The organism is Pseudomonadota bacterium, from assembly GCA_039193195.1.
GTDB lineage: Bacteria > Pseudomonadota > Gammaproteobacteria > Steroidobacterales > JBCBZW01 > JBCBZW01.
In genome coordinates, this window is record JBCCWS010000042.1 from 11,884 (window position 1) to 34,963 (window position 23,080).

The window sequence follows — 23,080 nt, forward strand, 5'->3', positions numbered from 1 at the left end:
CAGGGGCGAGGCCTAGCGGCCCGAATCCTCTAGACCAAGAAGAACCCCATCTTCACCCCCGCCAATTGCACCACGTCGCGGTCCTGCAGCTCGTGGGCCTGCGGTCCTATGGGCTCCCCATTCAGCAGGGGGAAGTCGTTCGCCTTGCCGCTTTCGACGTGCACGATGAAGTAGCCCTCGGCTCTTCGCGAGATGGCAGCCACTTGAATGCCGGGGCGCCCGAGGGTGGTGATCGCCTTCTTTAGCTCCAGTTCCTTGCCGGCGAAGGATCCGCTCAACACCTGGATCTTGCCCAGAGGCAGAGCGGCTGGGGCCGCGCGGCGATCTTCCGAGCGACGGCGCGGCGGCGCGCTCGCATCCAGCTCGCTCGCGGCCGCTGGCTTACGCTCGGGCATGCGCTGGCGCGCGCGCGCGGTCGGGTCATCGTCGAGGTCGTCAACCAGGGCACGGGCCGCGTTTCGCGCCGCCGCAGCGGCTGCGGGTGGCACGGACGGCGCCGGGGCGACCGGGGCCTTCGGCGTTGGCTTTTCGGTGGACGCTGAGTCGGCGACGGCGCGCTTGACAAGCGCTTCCACGTTGGCCGGCGAGTCCACCATGGTGTTCAACACCATGGTGCGCTCGAACTCGTCCGAATCCAGCTCCTCTTCGTGCTCGTCGATGAAGCGCAGCTCATGGCGGCCAATGCGCACCACGTCGTCGTGCTGCAGCGGGTGCTTGGCGATCCGCCGTCCGTTCACGGTGGTGCCGTTGGTGCTGTTGAGGTCTTCCAGGAAGGAGTCGTCAAGAATATTGATGACCAACGCGTGGTGACCGCTCACGCCCGGGTGGTCCAGACGAATGTCGTTGTCTGGAAGGCGACCGACCGTGTAGCGCTCTTTGGTCATGTTGTACTCGGCGAGTTCGCGCCCGTCGAGGCAGAGGACCAGTCTTGCCATAGCTTTCGCTTCCCTATCAGCCGAACCAGTTGACGACTTTGCTGAGCAATCCCCGGTTAGCCGGGAACGGCTTAAGAACTCTGACCATCAGCACCGACACGTTGTCGCGACCCCCGTTGTCGTTGGACAGCTGTACGAGCTGTCGCCCGACCATCCCTAGGTCCGTGTGAAAGGTGCTTATGGTTAAGTGTATGTCATCGTCCTCCACCATATCGCTCAGGCCGTCGGAGCACAGCACGAAAATGTCGTCGGGCTGGGCATCGACTTCCATGATGGCGACTTCGATGTCGGGTTCCACGCCAAGGGCGCGGGTGACGTAGTTGCGCTTGAGCTTGCGCTCTGCTTCCTCGCGCTCCACCACGCCACGATCCACCAGCTCCTGCAGGAGGGAGTGGTCCTGGGTGAGTTGCTCGAAGCGGTTCTGGCGCACGCGGTATAGGCGCGAGTCGCCCACGTGGGCGACGGACAGACGGTTGTCGTACATGAGGCAGCTTACGATGGTGGTGCCCATGCCGGCGCACTCTTCTTGGCTGCGTGCCGTCTGGTGGATGATCTTGTTCGCGCGCCGCACGGCGTCGCGCAGGGTGATGCTCTGGAGCATGAGACCCGTGTGGGGATCGAGGTCGCCGCGGCGATCCTGCGGCATGGTGTTCTGGACCAGGTCGACGGTGGTCTTGACGGCGATGCTGCTGGCCACTTCTCCGGCGTTGTACCCACCCATACCGTCGGCAAGCACGAAGAGGCCAAGATCGATGTCGTAACCGATCGCATCCTCGTTGTGCTCGCGTACACGTCCGGTATCGGTGAGCGCGATGTGTTCGATCTTTCCCTGAAGCGTCATGTGCCGGAAGCCTTGATGGTCAACCCCGTAAGTTCTAGATCTCACGTCCCACAGGCGCCCGCCTGTGCGCGAGTTCACGCCCCGTCAGGCGGGAGCTGGGCGCGCGCCTGGTCGCCTCCCTGGCGTCCCAAGATCGCCTGCCGCAGGACCCAGACCCACCTAGCGTGGCCAGCCTACCATCGCGGAAATTTTTGTCCGAGCGCTCCGTCACGTTTTGCTGGGGCAGGAGGGCTTAGGCGCCCTGGTCGGCGGGTGCCACGCCTCCATCGAGGCTCGCGTACCATCCACCCCATGGCTAAATCGAAGACCCACTACGTATGCGACAGTTGCGGCGCGAGCGCCCCGAAATGGCAGGGGCAGTGCCCTTCCTGTGGGGCTTGGAACACGCTCACGGAGCAGCAGCGTCCGGCGACCGGTGGACCGGCGCGCCAGGTAGCGGTGGGTTACGCGGGGGAGGCCCCACAGTTGCTGCGCGAGGTCACCGACGAGGCGGAGGCACGCTGGCCGAGCGGACTCGATGAACTCGATCGGGTGCTCGGCGGCGGTGTCGTGGCGGGGTCGGTGGTGCTGATCGGCGGCGATCCCGGCATCGGCAAGTCCACCTTGCTGTTGCAGGCGAGCGCCTCCCTGAACGCCAACTCGCGGGTGATCTACGTGACCGGCGAGGAGTCGCTGCGCCAAGTGAGTCTTCGCGCGCGGCGCTTGGGGTTGGCTGCCGAGGAGCTCGGCCTGCTGGCGGAGACTGCCGTCGAACGCATCCTGGCCACAGCCCGAGACCATCGGCCCAAGGTGTTGGTGGTCGATTCGATCCAGACCATGCACAGCGAAGCCCTGCAGTCGGCACCCGGCGCCGTGGCGCAGCTGCGAGAGACCACGGCCGCACTGGTGCGCTTCGCCAAACAGACTGGTACGGCGGTGTTTCTGGTCGGTCATGTCACCAAGGAAGGGCACATCGCAGGGCCTCGCGTGCTCGAGCACATGGTGGATACGGTGCTTTATTTTGAAAGCGATGCCGGGAGCCGCTATCGCATCGTGCGCGCGGTCAAGAATCGTTTCGGTGCGGCGAACGAAATCGGCGTCTTCGCCATGACGGAGCAAGGCCTTCGCCAGGTGCGCAACCCGTCAGCCATCTTCCTATCACGCCACGCGGAGCCCGTCGCCGGCAGCGCCGTATTCGTGACCCGGGAGGGGAGTCGCCCGCTGCTCGGCGAGGTGCAGGCACTTGTCGACGGTGCGTCTCACGGTAACCCGCGGCGCCTCGCGGTCGGTTTCGATCAGCAGCGGTTGGCGATGCTGTTGGCCGTAATGCATCGGCACGCAGGGGTGGTGTGCCACGACCAAGACGTATTCGTGAACATCGTCGGCGGTTTGCGTGTGGCCGAGACCGCGGCGGACCTGGCCGCGGTGGCGGCGGTGCTCTCGAGCCTGCGCGATCAGGCGCTGGCCGCCGGCACGGTACTGCTCGGGGAGCTTGGGCTAGCGGGCGAGATCCGTCCGGTGCCCTTTGGGGAGGAGCGCCTGATGGCGGCTGCCAAGCACGGCTTCACCCGAGCGATCGTGCCCAAGGATAACGCCCCGCGGGGGGCGGCAGGGGCTATCGACGGTCTTAGGATCGTGCCCGCTGGCAGGCTGGAGGAGGCGCTGGAGGCGCTGTTCTAGCGGTTTGCGGTCGCTCTGTCGGTCTAATCCTGCGCGTCTGCTGTCGCCTCGGCAGGTGCCGGTGCGGTGGGCACGGATGGTGGGGAGACGCGCACGGTTTTCACTGCGCTGCCCGAGGTTTGCATGATCTTCAGGGCGTAGCCGGCGAGTTCCAGTTCGGTACCGGGAGGTGGGATCGTCTCTAGGGTCTCGAGGATCAGACCGTTGAGCGTTTTCGGTCCGTCCGTTGGAAGCTGCCACTTCATGCTCCGGTTCAGGGAGCGGATCGTCGCAACGCAGTTGACCACGTAGGTGCCATCGCCTGCGTCGCGTACGTCCTTCGGCAGGGTGGCACCATCCGCGGAGAACTCCCCGACGATCTCCTCGAGGATGTCCTGCAGCGTCACCATGCCGAGGATGTCGCCGTACTCGTCCACCACCAGGCCGAGGCGGCGGCGGGAGTTTTGGAAGTTGATCAGCTGGCGGTTGAGGGAAGTCCCCTCGGGCACGTAGTAGACCTCGTCCACGACCTCACGAACCAGCTCCTTGCTCAGCTCCGCATTGGCACTGGCGCGCAGCAGGCGGCGCAGATGGAGCATGCCGACGACGTTGTCCACTGAGTCCTGCCAGACGGGGAAGCGCGTGTGGTGTGCATCGCGGATCTGCTCGAGGATGGCTGGCCAGTCGTCGCTGAGGTCGATGCCGACGATCTCGTTCCGCGGCACCATGATGTCGTCCACGGTCATCTGCTCTAGGTCGAGGATGCTGAGCAGCATCGTTTGGTGCTGGGAGGGGATCATGCCGCTCGACTCAGCCAGTACCGTGCGCAGCTCATCGCGTGAGAACTTCTTCAGGGCCCCTTCATCCGGGAAGCTCACGCCCACCAGGCGTAGGAGCGAGTTAGCGAACAGATTGATCAGCCACACCAGGGGGTAGCTGATGCGCAGTAGCGGGTAGTAGACGAAGGCCGCGGGCAGGGCCAAGCGTTCGGGGTGGATCGCCGCTAGCGTCTTCGGCGCCACCTCGGCAAAGATCAGCACCGTCAGCGTGAAGGCGGCGATGCCAATCGCTACGCCGCCGGACCCGCCGAGCTCCTGGGCGATGAGGGTGACTAGGGCGGAGGCGCTGAAGTTCACCGCGTTGTTGCCGAGCAGAATCAGTCCGATCAGGCGGTCGGGTCTGGCGAGCAGTTTCTCCGCCAGGGCAGCCGCGCGGTTGCCGTTGCGTGCGTTGTGGCGCAAGCGGTAGCGGTTGACACTCATGAGCGCCGTCTCCGTGCCGGAGAACAACGCTGACAGGATCAGCAGGACGACCAACGATGCGACCGCGATCGCCAGCCTCCACTCTTCGGTACCCAAGCTGGGGGTGCCCTCGTCAACTGCAATGAATAACAGGGTACGGGCTCGCGTGGCCCGGACTCAAGCGTCGCGTTCGCCTCGCGTGACGCAGGTTATCGCCGGTCCCTAGCCCCAGCGCTGGTGGAGCAGAAACTCGAGGATGATGCGGCTGCCAAAGTAGGCGAGGGCTAGGCTGAGGTAGCCGCCGATGGTCCAGCCGAGGGCCACGTGGCCGCGCCAGCCGAAGCGCCAGCGGCCGAGCAGCAGGATGCCGAAGGTCAGCCAGGCTACGATAGACAGCACCGTCTTGTGCGCCAGATGCTGAGCGAACACGTTCTCGATAAACATGATGCCGCTGAGGATCGAGAGGCTGAGCAGCAGAAAGCCGATGGTGATGGTGGAGAACAGCGCTCGCTCGGTAACATCGAGCGGCGGAAGGAGGTTGGTGATGCCGCCGAGGCCCCCGCCGAGGCGCCGAGTGCGCAGGCGCTGGTGCTGAATTGCCATCAGGATCGATAGGCCGGCGCCTAGGGTCAGTGTGGTCCAGGCCACTAGGGAAAGGGCGATGTGGGTGCGGGTTGTCCAAGCGTAAGCCTGGGAGGTCGTGGCATCGCCTGCCCAGCCCGTGGCCAGGGCCATGAGCCCCGCCAGGGGCAGAAGCATCACGGCGAGCCCACGCAGGCCTGGCCGGGTGAGTAGCCATAGGCCCACAGCAGCCATCAGCACGCCTGTCAGGGACAGCGTATCGGTGACACTCAGGGCGCCGTGGCTGGAGGTAGCACGGGCCAGCAGGATCGCGTGCAGAAGCAAACCCAGTGCCGCGGCGATAAGGGGCATGGATGCGGCTAGGCCCGCTGCTTCCCCTTCTGCCGCTGCGGTGCCCGGGCGCAGCTGGCGCCAGGTGAGGATCGAGGCTACCGCGTAGGCGGGCAGCACCAGCAGGGCGGCGAGGGCGGTCACGGCGGCGGGATCCTCCTGGTCGGGCTGGTAACTTGGCGATGCGATCGGGGCGGGTGCCTGGCTGGCTGCGTCCCCGATGGCCAAGGCTGCATAGTAAACTACGAGGCTTTACCCTGTTGCCCGGCGAGGCCCTTGCCCGTGTTCGACAACCTCAGCAACCGTCTCACAACTGCCCTTGATGGCCTGCGCGGCAAGGGCCGTCTCACCGACGACAACATCAAAGACGCCTTACGCTCCGTTCGTATGGCGTTGCTCGAGGCCGACGTCGCTCTGCCCGTGGTCAAGCGCTTCATCGACCACGTGCGCGAGCGGGCCGTGGGCGAGGAAGTCGCGCGCAGCCTCAAGCCCGGACAGGCCTTGGTGAAGATCGTCCACGACGAGCTCGTGCAGATCATGGGCGGGGGCAATCAGGCACTCGATCTGCGGGCTCAGCCCCCAGTCGTCGTCCTTCTCGCTGGCCTACAGGGTGCCGGCAAGACCACGACGGCTGGCAAGCTAGCGCGGCGGCTCATCGAGAAGGAAAGGAAAAAGGTGACGGTGGTGAGTGTGGACGTCTACCGTCCGGCTGCCATCGCCCAGCTAGAGACCGTGGCCAGTCAGGTGGGCGCTGGGTTCGTGCCTAGTGAGGCCTCGGACGACCCGGTTGAGATCGTCGAGCGAGCTCTCGATGCGGCGCGGCGTGCGGTCGTCGACGTGCTGATCGTCGACACGGCCGGTCGGCTGCACGTGGATGAGGGCCTCATGGCGGAGGTGCAGCGCGTGCACGCCGCTGCCTCACCGCAGGAAACACTTTTCGTGGTCGACGCCATGGCCGGTCAAGACGCAGTGAAATCGGCCAAAGCCTTCGACGACGCCTTGCCGTTGACCGGGGTAGTGCTGACCAAGGCCGACGGCGATGCTCGAGGCGGTGCTGCCCTATCGGTGCGCGAGATCACGGGTAAGCCGATCAAATTCATCGGACTCGGTGAGAAAAGCGACGCCTTCGAGCCCTTCCATCCCGACCGCATGGCCTCGCGCATTCTCGGCATGGGCGACGTGCTCACGCTGGTCGAGGAGGTTCAGGAGAAGGTCGACAAGCGAAAAGCGGCCAAGCTGGCACGCAAGGTTAGCAAGGGTAAGGGTTTCGATTTCAGTGACTTGCGAGATCAACTTCAACAAATGCAGAGCATGGGCGGCATGGCAGCCCTGCTCGACAAGCTGCCGGGCGCGGGAAAGATTCCCGAGGCAGCCAAGGCGCAGGTGGATGACAAGCAGATCCGCCGCCAGATCGCCATCATCAACGCTATGACGGAGCGGGAAAGGCGCTTCCCTAAGCTCATCGACAGCTCCCGCAAGCGGCGGATTGCCGCCGGCTCCGGATTGCAAGTGCAAGATGTGAACCGACTTCTCAAGCAGTACACGCAAATGCAGAAAATGATGAAGAAAATGGCCGGCGGCAATATGAAGAAAATGATGCGTGGCATGGCCGGTCGCTTGCCGCCGGGAATGATGCCCTGAGGCTCGCGCACGCAGCGCACTGAGAGCTAGCAATCGCAAGACTTTTGGGTAGAATGGCGGGTTTACAGTCGGCTCGTCACGCATCTTCCTGCGTGCCCAGCTTCCAACCGAATACCTGACTCGCAAGGACCTACCTAAGAAATGGTCAGCATCCGCCTCACGCGAACCGGCGCCAAGAAGCGTCCGTTCTACCACATCATCGTGACCGACAGCCGCAGCCGCCGTGACGGCCGCTACATCGAGCGCCTCGGCTTCTTCAACCCAGTGGCCCGCGGCAACGCTGAGTCCCTGCGCGTCAATCTCGAGCGCGCCGAATACTGGATCGGCCAGGGCGCTCAGCCTTCTGAGCGCGTGACCAAGCTCCTCAAGCAGTGGCGCAAGACCTCCGCTGCCGAGATGGGAGCTGCGCCGGCCGAGCCCGCCGCCTAAATCTCGATCTCCCAAGGAGAGGATGGCTCCGTGGGGAGTGACGCCACACCCAGCGCCGACGAGCCGCTGGTGGTGGGGGAGCTGGCCGGGGCCCACGGGGTTCGCGGCTGGGTGAAGCTTCGGTCCTTCACGGAACCGGCCGAGAACCTCGTTCACTACGCGAATTGGCGTTTGCTGCTGCCGAGCCCCGGCGCGGCCACCGGTTCGAGCGAGGCCCGCCTCGCCGAGTGGCGCTGGCACAGCGAGCGCCTCATCGGTCGCCTCGAGGGCGTTGCCGATCGGGACGCCGCGGCGGCGCTGACTGGCGCTCAGGTGGTGGTGCCGCGGAGCGAGCTGCCCGTGCCGTCGGACGGCTGGTACTGGGCAGACCTGATGGGCTTCGAGGTGCGCAACCTTGAGGATCTGGTGCTCGGTAAGCTGCGCGACGTGATGGACAACGGTGCCCAGGACGTGATGGTCGTGTCGGGCACTCGCGAACGACTCATCCCCTTCGTTCGCGGCCCCGTGGTACACGGGGTGGATGAGGCCGAGCGCCGCATCCTGGTGGACTGGGGAGAGGATTTCTAGCAGCGAGCGCGCCGCGAACGGGTGAAGGCGACGACGACATGAAGGTCTGCGTAGTCACCCTCTTCGAGGGGCTGGTGTTGGCCGTAAGCGAGCACGGTGTGCTCGGTCGCGCCGTCGAGCGAGGCCTCGTGTCGGTGGACACGGTGGACCCGCGGGCCTTCGCCACCGACGTGCATCGCACAGTGGACGACAGGCCTTACGGCGGCGGGCCCGGCATGGTGATGCGGGTTGAGCCCCTACGCACGGCGATAGCGCAAGCGAGGCGCCGCGTAGGCGGGCAGAGACCGAAGACGATTTATCTCGGCGCGGCGGGACAACCGCTGACGCACGAGGTCGCCGTGCGATTGGCGCGAGAGCCGGCGCTGGTGCTGGTAAGCGGGCGCTACGAGGGCGTCGACCAGCGTTTGCTGGACGTGGAGGTGGATGAGGAGCTGTCGATCGGCGACTACGTGCTGAGCGGCGGCGAGTTGGCAGCGATGGTGTTGATCGACGCGGTAGCCCGCCTGTTGCCGGGCGCCCTCGGCAACGCCGCATCGGCGGGCAGCGACTCGTTCGTGGATGGGCTACTCGATTGGCCCCACTACACGCGCCCGGAGGCGGTGGATCTTGGCGATGGCGAAGTGGCAGTGCCCGAGGTGCTTCTAGGTGGTAACCACGCGGCGATCGAGCGCTGGCGCCGCAAGCAGGCGCTGGGGCGCACCTGGGCGCGGCGGCCGGAGCTGCTGCAAGGATTGACGCTGAGCGATGAGGATCGCCAGCTGCTGAGTGAATACCAGGCCGAGCAGGCCTAGGACCGTGCGACGCACGCGGGTGCGCGCAACGGAGGCATTTACAAACGCCGAACCGCCCGCCTGCGGGCTTGAAAGGTTCGAGATTGATGAGGGTTAGAGGTGCGCCGTGAGCAATATCATCGAACAGCTCGAGAAAGAGCAGCTAAAGACTGACGTTCCCGCTTTCGCCCCTGGCGACACGGTTGTCGTGCAGGTGAAGGTGAAGGAGGGCAATCGCGAGCGCCTCCAGGCCTACGAGGGTGTGGTCATCGCGGTGAAGAACCGCGGCCTGAACTCCTCCTTCACGGTGCGCAAGATCTCCCACGGCGAGGGCGTGGAGCGTGTGTTCCAGACTCACAGCCCGGCGATCGAGTCCATCAAGGTGAAGCGTCGCGGCGATGTGCGTCGCGCCAAGCTCTACTATTTGCGCGGTCGCACCGGCAAGGCTGCTCGAATCAAGGAAAAGGTCTGACACCGAGCGGCCGCTGGCACCCTCGCTGGCGGCCGCGTCTTTCTGGCCAGCGTCCGCATCTTCTTCATCGGACGCGGCGAAAAATTCCCAGCCCTGCCTTTCACGCGGTGCAGCGTTGGTACGATCCGCGGTGTAGGCAGGCCGTCCTGCGATTTCTCTCAAGCACCGAGTAAGCCGATCGACCTATGACAGAGCAAAACCGCGAAACCCACGCCTTCCAGACCGAGGTGCAGCAGCTGCTGCACCTGATGATTCATTCGCTCTACTCCAATCGCGAAGTGTTTCTCCGAGAGTTGGTCTCGAACGCCTCCGATGCTTGCGACAAGCTGCGCTTCGAGGCGCTGACGCAAGACGGGCTGTTCGAGGACGATCCGGAGCTTCGCGTCACCATCACCTACGAGCCTGAGGGTGAGTCGCTGACCATCGCCGACAATGGCATCGGGATGTCGCGCGAGGAGGTGATCGAGAACCTGGGCACGATCGCCCGCTCCGGCACCCGACGCTTCCTCGAGCAGATGAGTGGGGATGCGGCGAAGGATGCGAGCCTAATCGGCCAGTTCGGCGTGGGCTTCTATTCGGCCTTCGTGGTGGCCGACTCGGTGGAGGTGGAGACCCGTCGCGCCGGCGCCTCGTCCGAGGAGGGTGTGCGCTGGGTGTCCGACGGCACGGGCGAGTTCTCCGTGGAGAGCATCGAGAAGGCCGGCCGCGGCACGGCGATCACGCTGCACCTGAAGGAAGACCATCGCGATCTTCTGAACGGCTTCACCTTGCGCAACATCCTCACCAAGTACGCCGATCACATCGGCCTGCCCGTGCAGATGCCGGTGGAGAAGGAAGGCAAGCCGGTCGAGGACGAGCTCGAGACCGTCAACCAGGCCTCTGCCCTGTGGGCGCGTCCCCGCAAGGACATTACGGACGACGAATACAAGGCCTTCTACAAGCACGTCTCTCACGACTTCGATGACCCCCAGGCTTGGACCCACCACCGCGTCGAGGGCCGCCTGGACTACACGGCGCTGCTCTACGTGCCCAAACGCCCGCCCTTCGACCTCAACGATATCGAGCGCCAGCGTGGGGTGAAGTTGTACGTGCAGCGCGTATTCATCATGGACGATGCGCAGCAGCTGATGCCGCGCTACCTGCGCTTCGTGCGCGGCCTGATCGACTCGAACGATCTGCCCCTGAATGTCTCGCGCGAGCTACTGCAGTCGAACAAGGTGGTCGACAGTATCCGCGGCGGCTGCACGCGCAAGGTGCTCGTCCTGCTCGAGGACATGGCCGCGAAGGAGTCGGAGGACTACCAGACCTTCTGGAACACCTTCGGCAACGTGCTGAAGGAAGGTACGGCGGAGGATGCAGGCAACCGCGAGACCCTCGCCAAGCTCCTGCGCTTCGCGTCCACGCAGAACGAGGGCGCGGCGCAGACCGTGAGCCTCGCGGACTACGTCTCGCGCCTGAAGGGTGGGCAGGAGCACATCTACTACATCACTGCCGATAGCTACGCCTCGGCCTCTGCCAGCCCACACCTAGAGATGTTCCGCGAGAAGGGCCTCGAGGTGCTGTTGCTGCACGATCGCGTAGACGAATGGGTGGTCGGCCACCTGACGGAGTTCGAAGGTCACGAGCTGCGCTCAATCAACCGCGGTGAGGTACCCCTGGGCGAGGCGACGGACGATGAGAAGAAGGCGCAGGAGGCGATCGAAGAGGAGCACAAGGAGTTCGTTGCCCGGGTTGAGTCGATCCTGCGCGAGCGGGTGGAGTCGGTGCGCGTCTCCCAACGCCTGACGGACTCGCCCTCGTGCGTGGTCACGCCGGAGGGCGCGCTCGGTGGTCGCCTTGAGCGAATGCTTCGCGATGCGGGCCAGGAGGTGCCGCAGAGCAAGCCGATCCTAGAGCTCAACCCCGCGCATCCTGTGGTGCTAAGGGCGCGCCATGAGGAGGATAAGGCGCGCTTCGCTCAATGGGCGAACGTGCTCCTGGACCAGGCGCTGCTGGCGGAGGGCGATCAATTGACCGATCCCCAGGGCTTCGTGAAGCGGCTCAACGAGCTGCTGGTGACCCTCGCATGAGCGACGGAGCGCGCACCTGATGGCAAAACGCTTCTGGTTGTTCAGCCTCTTCGGTGGCCTGTGGCGCGGGCTCGACGGGGTGCGCCGCATCGTGCATCTAGTGCTGATGCTCGGCATTCTCGCCATCGGCGTAGTGGCGCTGGTGGAGACCCCGCCTGGTGTCATGAGCCCGGGCGCGCTGGTGCTGGCACCCGTCGGCAATCTCGTCGACCAGCTCGACGGCGATGCAGCCACGCGGGCCTGGCAGGAGTTCCTCGGATCGCGGGTCGACCAAACGCTCACTCGGGATCTGATCGAGTCGATCGACTACGCAGCTCGTGATCCCCGCATCAACGCTCTGGTGCTGCAGCTCGGCGCCATGGGCGGCGCCGGTATGGCCACCTTGCGCGATGTTGCGGATGCCATCGAGCGATTTAAGCGCAGCGGTAAACCCGTGGTGGCGATCGGCGATAACTACACCCAAGGCCAGTACTACCTGGGCGCGTTCGCGGACGACATCTTGATGCATCCTGAGGGCGTGGTGTTTCTGCAGGGCTTCGGCGCGTACCGCACCTACTACAAGGCGGCGCAGGAGAAGTTCCTAGTCGATGTGAACGTGTTCAAGGTGGGCGAGTACAAGTCCTTTGTCGAACCCTACTTGCGCGATGATATGTCGCCCGAGGCCCGGGAGAACGCGCTCGAATGGCTCAGCGGCCTGTGGGAGATCTACCAGGCGGACGTGACCACGGCGCGTGCCATGGACAGCACGCTGATCGATCGCTACACGCAGCAGCTGCCACGCCTGCTAGACGAGTCGGATGGTGACTTCGCCTCCGTCGCCCTGTCCATGTCACTGGTCGATCAGCTCGCGACCCGCTCGCAGATGGACGCCCATCTGATCGAGATCACCGGCGTGGATCCGCGCGACAAGGGTTGGCGCGGCACCTATCACCAGAACTACCTCGCGGCACGTCGCGCAGAGTCGCCCGAGCGTCAGCGCCCGGCGCGGGTGGGCGTGGTGCTAGCTAAGGGAGACATCGTCGATGGGACCCAGCCGCCTGGCATGATCGGTGGTGACTCCACCGCTTCCCTGTTGCGCCGAGCACGCCTAGACGAGGCGATAAAGGCGGTTGTGCTGCGCGTGGACAGCGGCGGCGGCAGCGCCTTCGCCTCGGAGATCATCGCCGAGCAGGTGCGTGAGCTGCGAGAAGCGGGCAAGCCGGTGGTCGTGTCAATGGGCAACGTCGCCGCCTCCGGTGGGTACTGGATCAGTATGGATGCGGATGAGATCTACGCCAGTCCCGTGACGATCACGGGCTCGATTGGCATCGGCGCGGTGTTTCCCACCTTTGAGCGAGGCCTCGACTGGCTGGGCGTGCACGTGGACGGCGTCGGCACGACCCCCTGGGCCGGTGCCCTGCGACCGGACCGCGGCCTCAACGAAGAGACGCGTCAGGTCCTCCAACGCTCGATCGAGAACGGCTACGCTGATTTCATCGGTCGCGTCGCCAACGCACGCGAACTGCCCCTGGCCGACGTGGACGCGGCTGCTCGCGGGCGCGTCTGGTTAGGCGCGGCCGCATTGGACCTCGAGCTCGTCGACGGCATGGGCAGCCTACAGGAGGCGATCGGCGCCGCGGCGCGCCGAGCGGAGATCGCCGATGACTACAGCGTGGCCTATGTGGGCCAGGAGATCGGCATCCGCGAAGCACTGATCATGCAGTTCACCCGCGCCGGAACGCGCCTAGCAAATCGCCTTGGGTTGCGTGTTGGTGAGGTGCTTGAGCTGCGGACCCGGCGTCGCGACGCGAGTGGTTTCGCCGTGCAGCTGGACCGAGTCACGGAGCAGTTGCGCAACGACTGGGAGCGCATGCAGCAGTGGAATGATCCTCGCGGGATCTACCTCTACTGCCACTGTAGCCCGCAGCTATGAGCGATGACCGCCAGGCTCTGCTGCGCGAGCTGAGCATTGAGCGCGCGGAGCCGGCGGCGCGTAGCGGTGGTGGCGGCCTGTCCTTGTGGGCGGTGCTGGCGCTCATGGTGCTCGCCGGGGTGATGGGCGCTGCGGCGAGCTGGTGGTTCAACCGTACGCCAGCGCCGGTGACTGTGCGCGTGGCGTCGGTGGAGCGACTGGGCGAGGACGGCGTCGGTGCGCCGCTGAGCGATCCAACGCAGTCCGTGCTCGACGCCACGGGCTACGTCACCGCCCGGCGTCAGGCCACCGTATCTTCGGAAGTCACCGGCAGGGTTGTGGAAGTGCTGGTCGAGGAGGGCATGGCAGTCGAGGAAGGGCAGCTGCTCGCGCGCCTCGATGACACCCTGCTCGTGGCCGCCGTCGAACTCGCTCAGGCCCAGTTGGCTGCGAGCCAGGCAGCTCTCGAGGAAACCCGGGCTCAGCTGCGCGAGGCGCAGCGCAATCTCACACGCATCGAAGATCTCCAAGGCCGCGGTCTCGCCAGCGAGCAAGAGCTCGATGCGGCCCTCGCCGACGAGGACACCTTCACCGCGCGCCTCGCGCGCCAGCAGCGCGATGTAGAGGTGTCGGCTAAGTCCCTCGCCGTACAGGAACGGCAGCTCGAGGACATGCGGATCGTGGCCCCCTTTGCGGGAGTGGTAATCGACAAGGCGGCACAGCCGGGGGAGATGATCTCGCCGGTCTCCGCCGGTGGCGGCTTCACCCGCACGGGCATCTGCACCCTAGTCGACATGGATTCCCTGGAAGTGGAGGTGGATGTCAACGAGTCCTTCCTCGGTCGGGTCAGCGCCGGCCAGCCCGTGACGGCCACCCTCAACTCCTACCCCGACTGGCGCATCCCGGCCGAGGTCATCACCATCATCCCGGCGGCCGATCGAAATCGCGCCACCGTACGTGTGCGCATTCGCCTGCTCGAGCGCGATGCGCGCATCCTGCCGGACATGGGGGCGCGGGTAGCCTTCTTGGCCGGCCAGGGCGAGCAGACCCCTACACCCTCTCGGATCGCCTCGAAGGACGATGATGAGGGGGACGTCCGAGCGGGCCTGTACGTACCGAGTGATGCCATTTACCGTGACGGAACACGCGCCGTAGCTTACGTGGTGATGGGCGCGCGGGCCGAGGTGCGGGAGCTGCGTGTGGGCGAGACTCGGGGCAGCCGGCGTCGCGTGCTCGGCGGCGTGGAGGCAGGCGAGCAGGTTGTGCTCGGCGTCGACGAGGCGCTGGTGCGCGCCTTCGACGGCGGCGCCAGCGTCATGGTGGCGAACCCCTAACGGTAGATGAAGGAGAATCAGCGTGGGTAGCAGTAGCGAGTCGGCAGTGCCGATCGAAGCAGCCGGTCGAGGTGGTCGTTCACCCTCGGACCGTGCGCTCGGCGATTCGATCGTGAGCCTGCGCGAGGTGGGTAAGGCCTACCGGCGCGGCCGCCAGGAAGTCGCCGTGCTACATGGCCTTGAGCTGGATATCGCACGCGGCGACTTCATCGCCCTGATGGGGCCTTCCGGTTCCGGCAAGTCCACCCTACTGAATCTGATCGGTGGCCTCGACCGACCGACTCGAGGCACGGTCACGGTCGACGATCAGCGCATCGACCAGATGAAGGGCGCGCAGCTCGCGCGCTGGCGGGCCGACAACGTCGGCTTCATCTTCCAGTTCTACAACCTGATGCCCGTCCTCTCTGCGCTGCGCAACGTGGAGCTGCCCCTGCTGCTGCAGAAGATGTCGGGCAAGGAACGGCGACGCCGGGCGCAGACGGCGCTCGAGATCGTGGCGCTTTCTGAGCGCGCCAAGCACCGGCCGGCGGAACTCTCCGGAGGTCAGCAGCAGCGCGTCGCCATTGCGCGGGCCTTGGTGACCGATCCGAAGCTGCTGATCTGCGACGAGCCGACCGGTGATCTGGACCGTGCAACGGCCGATGAGATTCTCGCCCTCCTGCGCACCCTAAACGAGGAGTTCGGCAAGACCATCATCATGGTGACGCACGATCACAAGGCTGCGGAGCAAGCTCGTCATACCTTGACCTTGGACAAGGGGCAGCTGCTGGCGGAGTCCTCCGCATGAAGTTCCTTGGGCTGATTCTGGCCGGCGTGTTTCGCTACCCCGTGCGCGCAGGCCTCACGCTAGGGTCCCTGTTCGCTGCCTTTTTCCTGTTTGGCGTTCTGCAGGCGGTTAACACGGCATTCACAGCGGGGGTGGGCATCGACGGCGCAGACCGCATGATCACCACGGGCCGATACTCGATCATCGATTTGATGCCGGTGTCCCATGAGGCGCGCATCGCCGCCGTCGAGGGTGTCTCAGGCGTCACGCACTCGACTTGGTTCGGCGGCGTCTACCAGGACAAGAGCAATTTCTTCGCCAAATTCCCCGTCGACCCGGAGGGATATTTCGAGCTATACGATGAGGCCATCATCAGCGATGAGGCCAAGGCGGCATTTCGCAATCAGCGCACCGCAGTGTTGGTCACGCGCGACCTGGCAGAGCGCTACGCCTGGAGCGTTGGTCAGCGAATTCCGATCATTGGTGATATCTGGCGCACGCCGGACAACGAACCTTGGTTGTTCGATCTGGTCGGCACCTTCGAGTGGCCCAAGGGCAGCACCAACGGTCCGCTAATGCTCATCAACTACGACTACTTCGACGAAGTGCGCGGCGATGGTGCACGCGGTCTCGTCGGCTGGTTCATCGCGCGAATGGAGGACCCGCAGGTGGCGGAGGACACGGCAGCGGCGATCGACCAGGTGTTTTTGAACAGCGACAACGAAACCAAAACGGCCACGGAGCGAGACTTTCAGCTGAGCTTCGCGCGGCAGCTTGGCAATATCGGTTTGATCGTCTCGGCGATCCTGGGCGCGGTGTTCTTCACCATCGTGCTGCTCACGGCCAACACGATGGGTCAGTCCGTGCGCGAGCGGACATCCGAGTTCGCTGTGCTCAAGACCTTGGGTTTCACCAATGGCGGCGTACTGGCCTTGGTGCTAACGGAGTCCGTGCTCATCGCGCTGATAGGCGGTGGTGCGGGGCTGTTGGTGGCGATGGGCCTCGAGCCGGCCGTGGCTGGCGCGCTCTCCGGTGTGCTGCCCGGGTTTGCGCTCACTACCCAGTCCGTGCTGCTTGGGCTCGCGCTCACGGTGGCGCTTGGTCTAGGTGTGGGGCTGCTGCCGTCTCTACGGGCGATGCGCCTGTCGATCGTCGACGCCCTGGGAGGTCGCTAGCGATGAGCAGTCTGCTAGCCGTCGTGTGGATGAACCTGCGCAGCATTCCCTCGCGCTTCGGATCCTCCATGGTGATCGTGGTGGGCGTCGCCGGGGTGGTTGGGGTGTTGACTGCCCTGTTGTCCCTGGCCGTAGGCTTTCGCGCCACGATGCAGGGAGCGGGCAGCGACGACCGCGTGCTCGTGCTGCAGAACAGCTCGACTACCGAACTCACCAGTGGGCTGTCGCGTGAAGAGCTGGATGTGATTTCGAGCGCGCCTGGGGTGGCCCGGGATAGCGACGGACGTCCCCTGGTCAGCGCCGAGGTGCTGGTGGTCGCAGACGTGCCGAAGCGGGCGAGTGACTCCACGGCCAATCTCTCCGTGCGCGGCGTTGGGGAGAGCGGGCCGCTGTTGCGGGACAGCTTCGAGATCGTCGAAGGACGCATGTTCAACAGCGGGCGAGCTGAGATGATCGCCGGGCGCTCCGTGGCCGGACAGTTCCAGAGCCTGGCCGTGGGCGATGTGCTCAAGGCCCGCAACTCCAATTGGGAGGTAGTGGGCATCTTCACCACTGGCGGCGATGCCTTCGAGTCAGAGGTGTGGGTGGACGCCCCCGTCGCCCAGTCCGCGTTTCGCCGTGGCAACAGCTATCAGTCGGTGCGCGTACAGCTCGAGGATGCGGCGGCCTTCGACGGCTACAAGCAGGCGCTCGACGATGATGATCGCCTGCGCGTGGATGTCTTCCGCGAGTCTGCCTACTACCGCGAGCAGAGCGAGGCCAACACGGGCCTGTTCATGGTGTTCGGCGTGGTGGTAGGTGCGATCATGGCCTTCGGGGCCATCTTCGGCGCGTTGAACACGATGTACACGGCCGTCTCCACACGCACGGTAGAGATTGCGACGCTGCGTGCCCTCGGCTTTGGCTCGGGGGCCGTCATCATGTCCGTGATGGTGGAGGCGCTGGTGCTCGCCCTCTTGGGTGGCCTGCTCGGGGCGGCGATCGCCTACGTGCTGTTCGACGGCTTCACGGTGTCGACCTTGAACAACACCACCTTCAGCCAGGTGGCCTTCGCCTTTGCAGTGACGCCGCAGCTGCTCGTCACGGGCCTGGTGCTGGCCTTGGGTCTCGGCTTCATCGGCGGCTTCTTGCCGGCGCTACGGGCGGCCAGCCTGCCCGTGACGGATGCCCTGCGCGAGCGCTAGCGCTCGCGAGGCTGGCCACGGACGTGTTGGGCGTGCTCGCGGTGCTCGTGCTGTGGGCAGGGTTCGCCTGGGTGGTCTTCTACGACCTGCGAGACCTGCGGCATCTGCTACGGCTCGCGCGGGCGACGGGTCGGCAGGCTCGTGCCCAGGCCCCGCCGACAGCAGCCAGCGGGCACCCCAGCGTAGATGTCGTCATCCCGATCTACAACATGGGCGACTCGGTGGGGGAGACGCTGACCTCGATCGAGCGCTCGAGCTATCCATCCCGTCAGGTGATCGTGGTGGACGATGGATCTACGGACGGGCAGACCTGGCCTGCCGTGCAGGCCCTAGGAGATCGTATCGACGTGCTCGCGCAGATCGATCACGGCGGCAAGGCGGCGGCTGCCAATCACGGCGCCGGCCTCGGGCAGGGCGATGTGCTGTTGTTCCTGGACGCTGACAGCTACGTCAGCGAGGACTTCATCGAGCGCACTCTGGCCGTGTTCGATGCGCATCCCGAGGTTGGGGCGATCGACTATGTGCAGCGGGTCTCGAACCCTAAGGAGAGCTTTTGGACCCGGCAAGCCACCTTTGAGCGGGCCTTGCTGGCGCTGCGACCAGATAACTTCGGAGCCCTGTTCGCGATGCGTCGTGAGATCTTTGAGCGCTTCCCATTTCGCGAGGGGCTCTCGCCTCAGTTCGATATCAACGCCCGCCTGCGTAGGGCCGGATTGCTGCGCATCGATCCGCAAGCACTCGTGTTCTCTGAGGAACCGCGAGACCTCGGCTTGACCTTCCGCCGCAAGCGGCGCTGGACCTATGGGTTTCTGGAGGCGCAGGAACGTCAGGGGCATGGCCTGGACTACCACCTTCTGGTGCCGTTCGCGGACCTCGCGTTTCTCGCCACCTTACCCCTTGCACTGGTCTGGCCGGCGCTCATGCCATTTGCGCCGCTGCTCTACGCCGTGTGGACAGTGAAGTCGCTAGGGTTGGCGAAACCCCTGGAGCTCTCGCGCCGAGATGCACTCGGCTACGGGGTTTACATGACCGTGGTCAACGCCGCCGTGGCCGCCGGTACGCTGGCCTTTATGGCTAAGCGACAGGTGGTGTGGCGGTGAGGCGGGCAGCTGTATCAGGCGATCTGCTCGGCGATCTGCTCGGCGAGGGTGCGGTAGGCGGTTTCGTCCGCCAGGGGTTGCGACGCCTCCACGGGCCAGGGCGGGCCGCCCCAATTCGGGTCATCTTCGCGTCTCGGGATGATGTGCCAGTGGACGTGGCCAACGACGTTGCCGAGCAGGGCCTGGTTCATGCGATGGGCCCGACCCACCACGGCTACGGCGCGGGACAAGCGCCGCATGTCCTCGCCGAAGGCGGCGAACTCGACCGCCGTGAGCGCATCGATGGTGTCCTCGTGGCGGTCGAAGATCAGCACGGCGCGGCCACGGTATCGTTGATCGACGTTGAGGATGGCGAGGCCGCTGCGCAGGCGAGCGATGGCTGCGGGGTGGTCCATGCCCTGGCGAAGCAGCTCGCAGAAGGGGCAGGGCTCGGCTGGGTCGATGCGGGCGCTCATCGGGCGACCCTAGCACGGCGGGGACGATCATGAGCGCGCGCGTCGAGGGACGTTTCGAGCAAGTGTTCGTGCTGTGCACGGGGCGCTGTGGGTCGCTCACCTTCGCCCACGCCTGCGAGCGTTCTATCGACAACTACACGAGCGGTCACGAGACGCGCCTCGCGCAGGCGGGTGCGCAGCGACTCGCCTATGCGCCGGGCCATATCGAAGTCGACAACCGCCTGAGCTTCTTTCTCGGTCGTCTGCACGAGCGCTTCGGGGATGCGGCCTGCTACGTCCACCTGCAGCGCGATCGCCACGCTACCGCGCGCAGCTATGCGAGGCGCCGTGCCCTGGGGTTTTTGCTGCACGCGTGGACGCGGGGGGTGTACGTGGGTCTTGATGATAGGCCCGACTTTGAGGCAATGGCGTTGGACTTGGTGGACACCGTCAACGGCAACATCAGGCATTTTCTTCGCGACAAAGCACATCACCTTAAGGTGCACCTGGAAAACGCGACCGAGGACTTCCGCCGCTTTCGCGAGCGAATCGGCGCCGTCGGCGCTGAGGCGCTGGGGGACGACGCCTGGACCCGGCCACTGAACGCCTCCATGGCCACGAGCGCGGCGGCGGTCATGCCGCCGGCGGATCGTCCTCGCGTCGTGCCCGCTTTTGCGGCCAACAAACCGCTGCCGGATGGGGTGCGTGCACTCATGGCGCAACGCTTAGCAGGACATAGCTCGCCCATCTCGGTGACGGGACGAGAGCGCAGTCTCGATGCACAGCTGGAGGCCATCCGCGCGGACTTCGATGGTGCATCGGCGCTTTGCCTGCGGGTAGCGGAGCTGGTGGTCCACCTGCGTCGCGGGGTGGATTTAGATGCCACGCGAGGTGCCCTGTTCGCATTGACGCTACACCCGGAGACGGGTGATTTCTTGGCGCGTGAGCTGAGCTTGCGCTGGCTGGTCTCGGTGCTCGACAGCTACGCCGACCATGCGCCCCTTGGCCACGCGGCCGGTGCGCTGGGCCTGTCGGTGCTCGTGAACGCTGTCAAGCTGGCGGAAACGGAGCGCCTCATCGTGGGCGATCCCGCGCACGACGAGAGCCGTCGCGCGCAGCTCGCGGCGCGCTTCCCAACGCCGCTGTTTGGTGGCGTCAACGCCTTTCGCCTCGAGTCCGGCGATATGGTGCGCAATCTCTTCGAGCGCCTGGAGACGGTGCTCCAGGACGAGCCCTTCCTCATTGCCGCCTGTGAGCGCGTGCGCCGTGAGCTGCGCGAGCAACCGAACCTACTGAGCCGCCTGTCGGTTTACCATCCAGCGTTGTTCTAGATCTCCCCGGCGCGCGCGGCCTTGGTCATGTGTTCGGCAGCGCGGAAGGCGAGCGCCTGAATGGTCATGGTCGGTTGCCCGCGGCCTGAGGTGACGAAGTTGCTGCCGTCGACTACGAAGAGGTTGTTCACCTCGTGGGCGCGGTGGTAGCGGTCGACCACGGAGCGGTCAGGGTCGTCGCCCATGCGGCAGGTGCCGAGCAGGTGCGGGCCGCCCGTGGAAGGGCGTACCTCGTCGCGCCACAGGCGCTGCGCTCCGGCTGCTTCCAGGATGGCAACGGACTGGTCCTGCATGAAGCGTGCGGTGGCCAGATCGTCCGGGTGATCCTCGTAGGTGACGCGCACCGCGGGGCGGCCGAAGACGTCCTTTAGCTCTGGGTCGAGACTGATGCTGTTGCGCTCCATTGCCAGCGAGGTGCAGTTGCCAAGCACGCTCATGTTGCGGGTGAAGTAGCGCTCCAGCAGACGCTTGTACTCGGCCCCCCAGGTGGGCAGGCCCGGAGCGATGCCGCCCATGGCGAAGAGGATAGGCCAGGAGTTTACGAGAGGGCGAGCGTCGATGCCGCCGCCGCCGTAGAAGCCGCGCTTGGGGTCCGTCTCGTAGAAGTCGTGAACGATGCGCGTGCACTGAACACTTTTGAACTCGTTGAGTGGCTCCTCGAACCAGGCGTGGGTGGCGGAGTGGGCGTTGAACATCAGGTTCTTACCGACCATGCCGCTGCCGTTGGCCATGCCGTCGGGGTGCTGGGCGCTCTGCGAGAGTAGGAGTAGGCGAGCGGACTCGGCGCCGTTGGCGCTCAGCACCGCGGCGCGCGTGCGCTGGGCTTGCTCGACGCCGTTCTCGTCCAGGTACACCACATCGCGGATGCGCCCGCGCTCGTCGTGCTCCAGGCGCATCACGGTGCAGCCCGTGCGGATCTCGCAGCGGCCCGTGGCCTCCGCTTGGGGAATCATGGCGGCTAGGGTGGAGGACTTGGCGTTCATCTCGCAGCCAAAGCCCAGACAGAAGCCGCAGTGAATGCAGGCGGGTCGGCCGTTGTGAGGCTTGGAGAGGATGGCCATGGGAGCAACCTGAGGATGCAGGCCCAAGGCCTTCGCGCCGCGTTCCAGGATGGCGCCCGAGGATTTGAGCGGCAGGGGCGGCACGGGGTACGGCCGGGAGCGTGGCGGGTCGAAGGGCCCCGGCGCGCCGGACACACCGATCTCCCAATCCACGCGCGTGTAGTACGGTTCGAGCTCCTCGTAGGTGAGGGGCCAGTCGGCGAAGGTGGTGCCTTCGATCTCGCCGAGCAGTGACCTTTCCTTGAAGTCGACCGGGCGGAAACGCCAGTAGTTGCCCGTGAAGTGCACGCTGGAGCCGCCGACTCCGGCGGCGTACCAAGCCGGAGGCAAGCCGGCGCCTTGCGGTGGCACTTCGGCATTCTGCTCCGGACGGGCGCGGAAAGTCTGCGGGTGCTCCGCCGGGTCGAGCGACAGTTCTCCTTGGAACACCACCCCGATCTCGTCGTGCGTGAAGTCATGGGCCCTGCGGTAGGGGCCCTGCTCGAGCACCACCACGTTGAAGCCGGCCACGGAAAGCTCTCGTGCCATCACACCGCCGGCAGCGCCGGAGCCGATTACGACGAAGTCCACAGCCTCGCGGGTCGGATAGGTGGGACTACCGGCCATGGCGTTGAGGCTCGCTGTGCTGCCTCGGCGCGGGCGCGGCGGCCCTGGCCTCGTGGTGGCCAGCATCGTAGTGACCGAAGGGCGGGAACCAGACGTGGCGATGATCGAAGCCGATCAGTGCCCAGCCAAGGCGGTTGCGGTTGCCGCCGTAACTCGGCAGGGCGAAGCAGCCGCACAGGGTCATGAAGCGAAGTGTCTGGAAGAGAGGACCCGCTTCGATCTCGCCGAGCAGCGCGTCCTGCGCCTCGCCATCCAGAAGGTGAAAGTGCTGGGCGCCGTAGCGTTCAGTCACCGTGGCGTTGAGGTCTGCTAGCGCTGGCCTGAGCATCTGCTCGACGCCTTCCATCCAGCCGCCGATGGCGGTATCGATGTAGTAGATGACGCCGATTTCGCGCGCCCCTGGCGTGTCCGTGGTCGGCACGATGCGGGCGGCGATGGCCTCGAAGTCCTTGGCCTCCGCGGTGCCGAGGTGTTGGAAGGGCCTTTGCGAATCCCGAGCCGCCGCCGCCTGCTCGGCGGCCTTTAGCGCGAGGGGCCACTGGGCGGCAAGCCAGCTCGCGCTGACCGCGCCGGTGCCGGTGTGCAGGAAGCGACGCCGGGACTGGTCCGTTTGCATCAGGGAAGATCCGTCGTAGTTTTGGGCCTATAAGATCAACTTAACTGGGCCCAGGGGCCTTGAGAAG

21 protein-coding genes are annotated in these 23,080 nt (G+C 65.6%); 14 read left to right on the forward strand and 7 right to left on the reverse strand.

The genetic code is table 11. From position 1 onward, the window contains the following. Positions 1-29: 29 nt before the first annotated feature. Positions 30-935 (reverse strand): FHA domain-containing protein, encoded by a 906-nt coding sequence (locus AAGA68_22205; protein MEM9387783.1) that lies wholly within the window; start codon positions 933-935, stop codon positions 30-32. Between the two features lie 16 nt (positions 936-951). Next, a complete protein-coding gene (locus tag AAGA68_22210; protein ID MEM9387784.1) occupies positions 952-1,776 on the reverse strand; it encodes a Stp1/IreP family PP2C-type Ser/Thr phosphatase in 825 nt (274 codons plus the stop codon). Positions 1,777-2,067: 291 nt separating this feature from the next. Between AAGA68_22210 and radA the strand changes: the two genes are divergently transcribed. Next, the gene (gene radA, locus AAGA68_22215; GenBank protein MEM9387785.1) at positions 2,068-3,435 is read left to right on the forward strand and encodes a DNA repair protein RadA; all 1,368 of its coding nucleotides are present in this window, start codon (positions 2,068-2,070) and stop codon (positions 3,433-3,435) included. 23 nt (positions 3,436-3,458) lie between these two features. On the opposite strand, the gene AAGA68_22220 is transcribed toward radA, so the two are convergent. Both AAGA68_22220 and ccsA read right to left on the reverse strand, forming a co-directional pair. Continuing rightward, positions 3,459-4,772 (reverse strand): HlyC/CorC family transporter, encoded by a 1,314-nt coding sequence (locus tag AAGA68_22220; GenBank protein MEM9387786.1) that lies wholly within the window; start codon positions 4,770-4,772, stop codon positions 3,459-3,461. A 105-nt stretch (positions 4,773-4,877) separates the two neighbouring features. Further along, entirely contained in the window at positions 4,878-5,711 is an 834-nt protein-coding gene (gene ccsA / locus AAGA68_22225; protein ID MEM9387787.1) for a cytochrome c biogenesis protein CcsA, read from the reverse strand. A gap of 138 nt (positions 5,712-5,849) precedes the next feature. On the opposite strand from ccsA, the gene ffh reads away from it, so the two are divergent. From ffh to AAGA68_22285, 12 genes are all read left to right on the forward strand, one after another. Next, positions 5,850-7,208: a signal recognition particle protein gene (ffh, locus tag AAGA68_22230; protein ID MEM9387788.1), complete on the forward strand. Its 1,359-nt coding sequence runs from the start codon at positions 5,850-5,852 to the stop codon at positions 7,206-7,208. Positions 7,209-7,349: 141 nt separating this feature from the next. Beyond that, positions 7,350-7,637 carry a 30S ribosomal protein S16 gene (gene rpsP, locus AAGA68_22235; protein MEM9387789.1) on the forward strand — a complete coding sequence of 96 codons (288 nt, stop codon included), beginning with the start codon at positions 7,350-7,352 and terminating at the stop codon, positions 7,635-7,637. 30 nt (positions 7,638-7,667) lie between these two features. Next, positions 7,668-8,204 carry a ribosome maturation factor RimM gene (gene rimM, locus AAGA68_22240; protein MEM9387790.1) on the forward strand — a complete coding sequence of 179 codons (537 nt, stop codon included), beginning with the start codon at positions 7,668-7,670 and terminating at the stop codon, positions 8,202-8,204. A 38-nt stretch (positions 8,205-8,242) separates the two neighbouring features. Continuing rightward, positions 8,243-8,995 (forward strand): tRNA (guanosine(37)-N1)-methyltransferase TrmD, encoded by a 753-nt coding sequence (gene trmD / locus AAGA68_22245; protein ID MEM9387791.1) that lies wholly within the window; start codon positions 8,243-8,245, stop codon positions 8,993-8,995. 106 nt (positions 8,996-9,101) lie between these two features. Continuing rightward, a complete protein-coding gene (gene rplS / locus AAGA68_22250; protein ID MEM9387792.1) occupies positions 9,102-9,446 on the forward strand; it encodes a 50S ribosomal protein L19 in 345 nt (114 codons plus the stop codon). A gap of 185 nt (positions 9,447-9,631) precedes the next feature. Then, positions 9,632-11,515 (forward strand): molecular chaperone HtpG, encoded by a 1,884-nt coding sequence (gene htpG / locus AAGA68_22255; GenBank protein ID MEM9387793.1) that lies wholly within the window; start codon positions 9,632-9,634, stop codon positions 11,513-11,515. Positions 11,516-11,534: 19 nt separating this feature from the next. Continuing rightward, positions 11,535-13,427 carry a signal peptide peptidase SppA gene (gene sppA / locus AAGA68_22260; protein MEM9387794.1) on the forward strand — a complete coding sequence of 631 codons (1,893 nt, stop codon included), beginning with the start codon at positions 11,535-11,537 and terminating at the stop codon, positions 13,425-13,427. Next, positions 13,424-14,740: an efflux RND transporter periplasmic adaptor subunit gene (locus tag AAGA68_22265; protein ID MEM9387795.1), complete on the forward strand. Its 1,317-nt coding sequence runs from the start codon at positions 13,424-13,426 to the stop codon at positions 14,738-14,740. The genes sppA and AAGA68_22265 overlap by 4 nt, the downstream gene beginning before the upstream one ends. 52 nt (positions 14,741-14,792) lie before the next feature. After that, positions 14,793-15,527: an ABC transporter ATP-binding protein gene (locus AAGA68_22270; protein MEM9387796.1), complete on the forward strand. Its 735-nt coding sequence runs from the start codon at positions 14,793-14,795 to the stop codon at positions 15,525-15,527. Then, positions 15,524-16,681: an FtsX-like permease family protein gene (locus AAGA68_22275; protein ID MEM9387797.1), complete on the forward strand. Its 1,158-nt coding sequence runs from the start codon at positions 15,524-15,526 to the stop codon at positions 16,679-16,681. The genes AAGA68_22270 and AAGA68_22275 overlap by 4 nt, the downstream gene beginning before the upstream one ends. Before the next feature lie 2 nt (positions 16,682-16,683). Continuing rightward, positions 16,684-17,865 (forward strand): ABC transporter permease, encoded by a 1,182-nt coding sequence (locus tag AAGA68_22280; protein MEM9387798.1) that lies wholly within the window; start codon positions 16,684-16,686, stop codon positions 17,863-17,865. Between the two features lie 32 nt (positions 17,866-17,897). Beyond that, positions 17,898-18,965: a glycosyltransferase gene (locus tag AAGA68_22285; protein MEM9387799.1), complete on the forward strand. Its 1,068-nt coding sequence runs from the start codon at positions 17,898-17,900 to the stop codon at positions 18,963-18,965. 14 nt (positions 18,966-18,979) lie between these two features. Here AAGA68_22285 and AAGA68_22290 read toward each other — a convergent pair whose 3' ends face one another. Next, the gene (locus AAGA68_22290; protein MEM9387800.1) at positions 18,980-19,420 is read right to left on the reverse strand and encodes an HIT family protein; all 441 of its coding nucleotides are present in this window, start codon (positions 19,418-19,420) and stop codon (positions 18,980-18,982) included. Between the two features lie 29 nt (positions 19,421-19,449). Here AAGA68_22290 and AAGA68_22295 point away from each other — a divergent pair, with 29 nt between their 5' ends. Beyond that, on the forward strand, positions 19,450-20,730 hold the full coding sequence (locus AAGA68_22295; protein MEM9387801.1) for a hypothetical protein: 1,281 nt from the start codon (positions 19,450-19,452) through the stop codon (positions 20,728-20,730). Here AAGA68_22295 and AAGA68_22300 read toward each other — a convergent pair. After that, on the reverse strand, positions 20,727-22,397 hold the full coding sequence (locus AAGA68_22300) for a GMC family oxidoreductase (GenBank protein ID MEM9387802.1): 1,671 nt from the start codon (positions 22,395-22,397) through the stop codon (positions 20,727-20,729). The genes AAGA68_22295 and AAGA68_22300 overlap by 4 nt on opposite strands. After that, positions 22,387-23,013, reverse strand: coding sequence for a gluconate 2-dehydrogenase subunit 3 family protein (locus tag AAGA68_22305; GenBank protein MEM9387803.1), 627 nt, complete (start codon positions 23,011-23,013; stop codon positions 22,387-22,389). Before AAGA68_22305 ends, AAGA68_22300 begins: the two co-directional genes overlap by 11 nt. Positions 23,014-23,080: the final 67 nt, after the last annotated feature.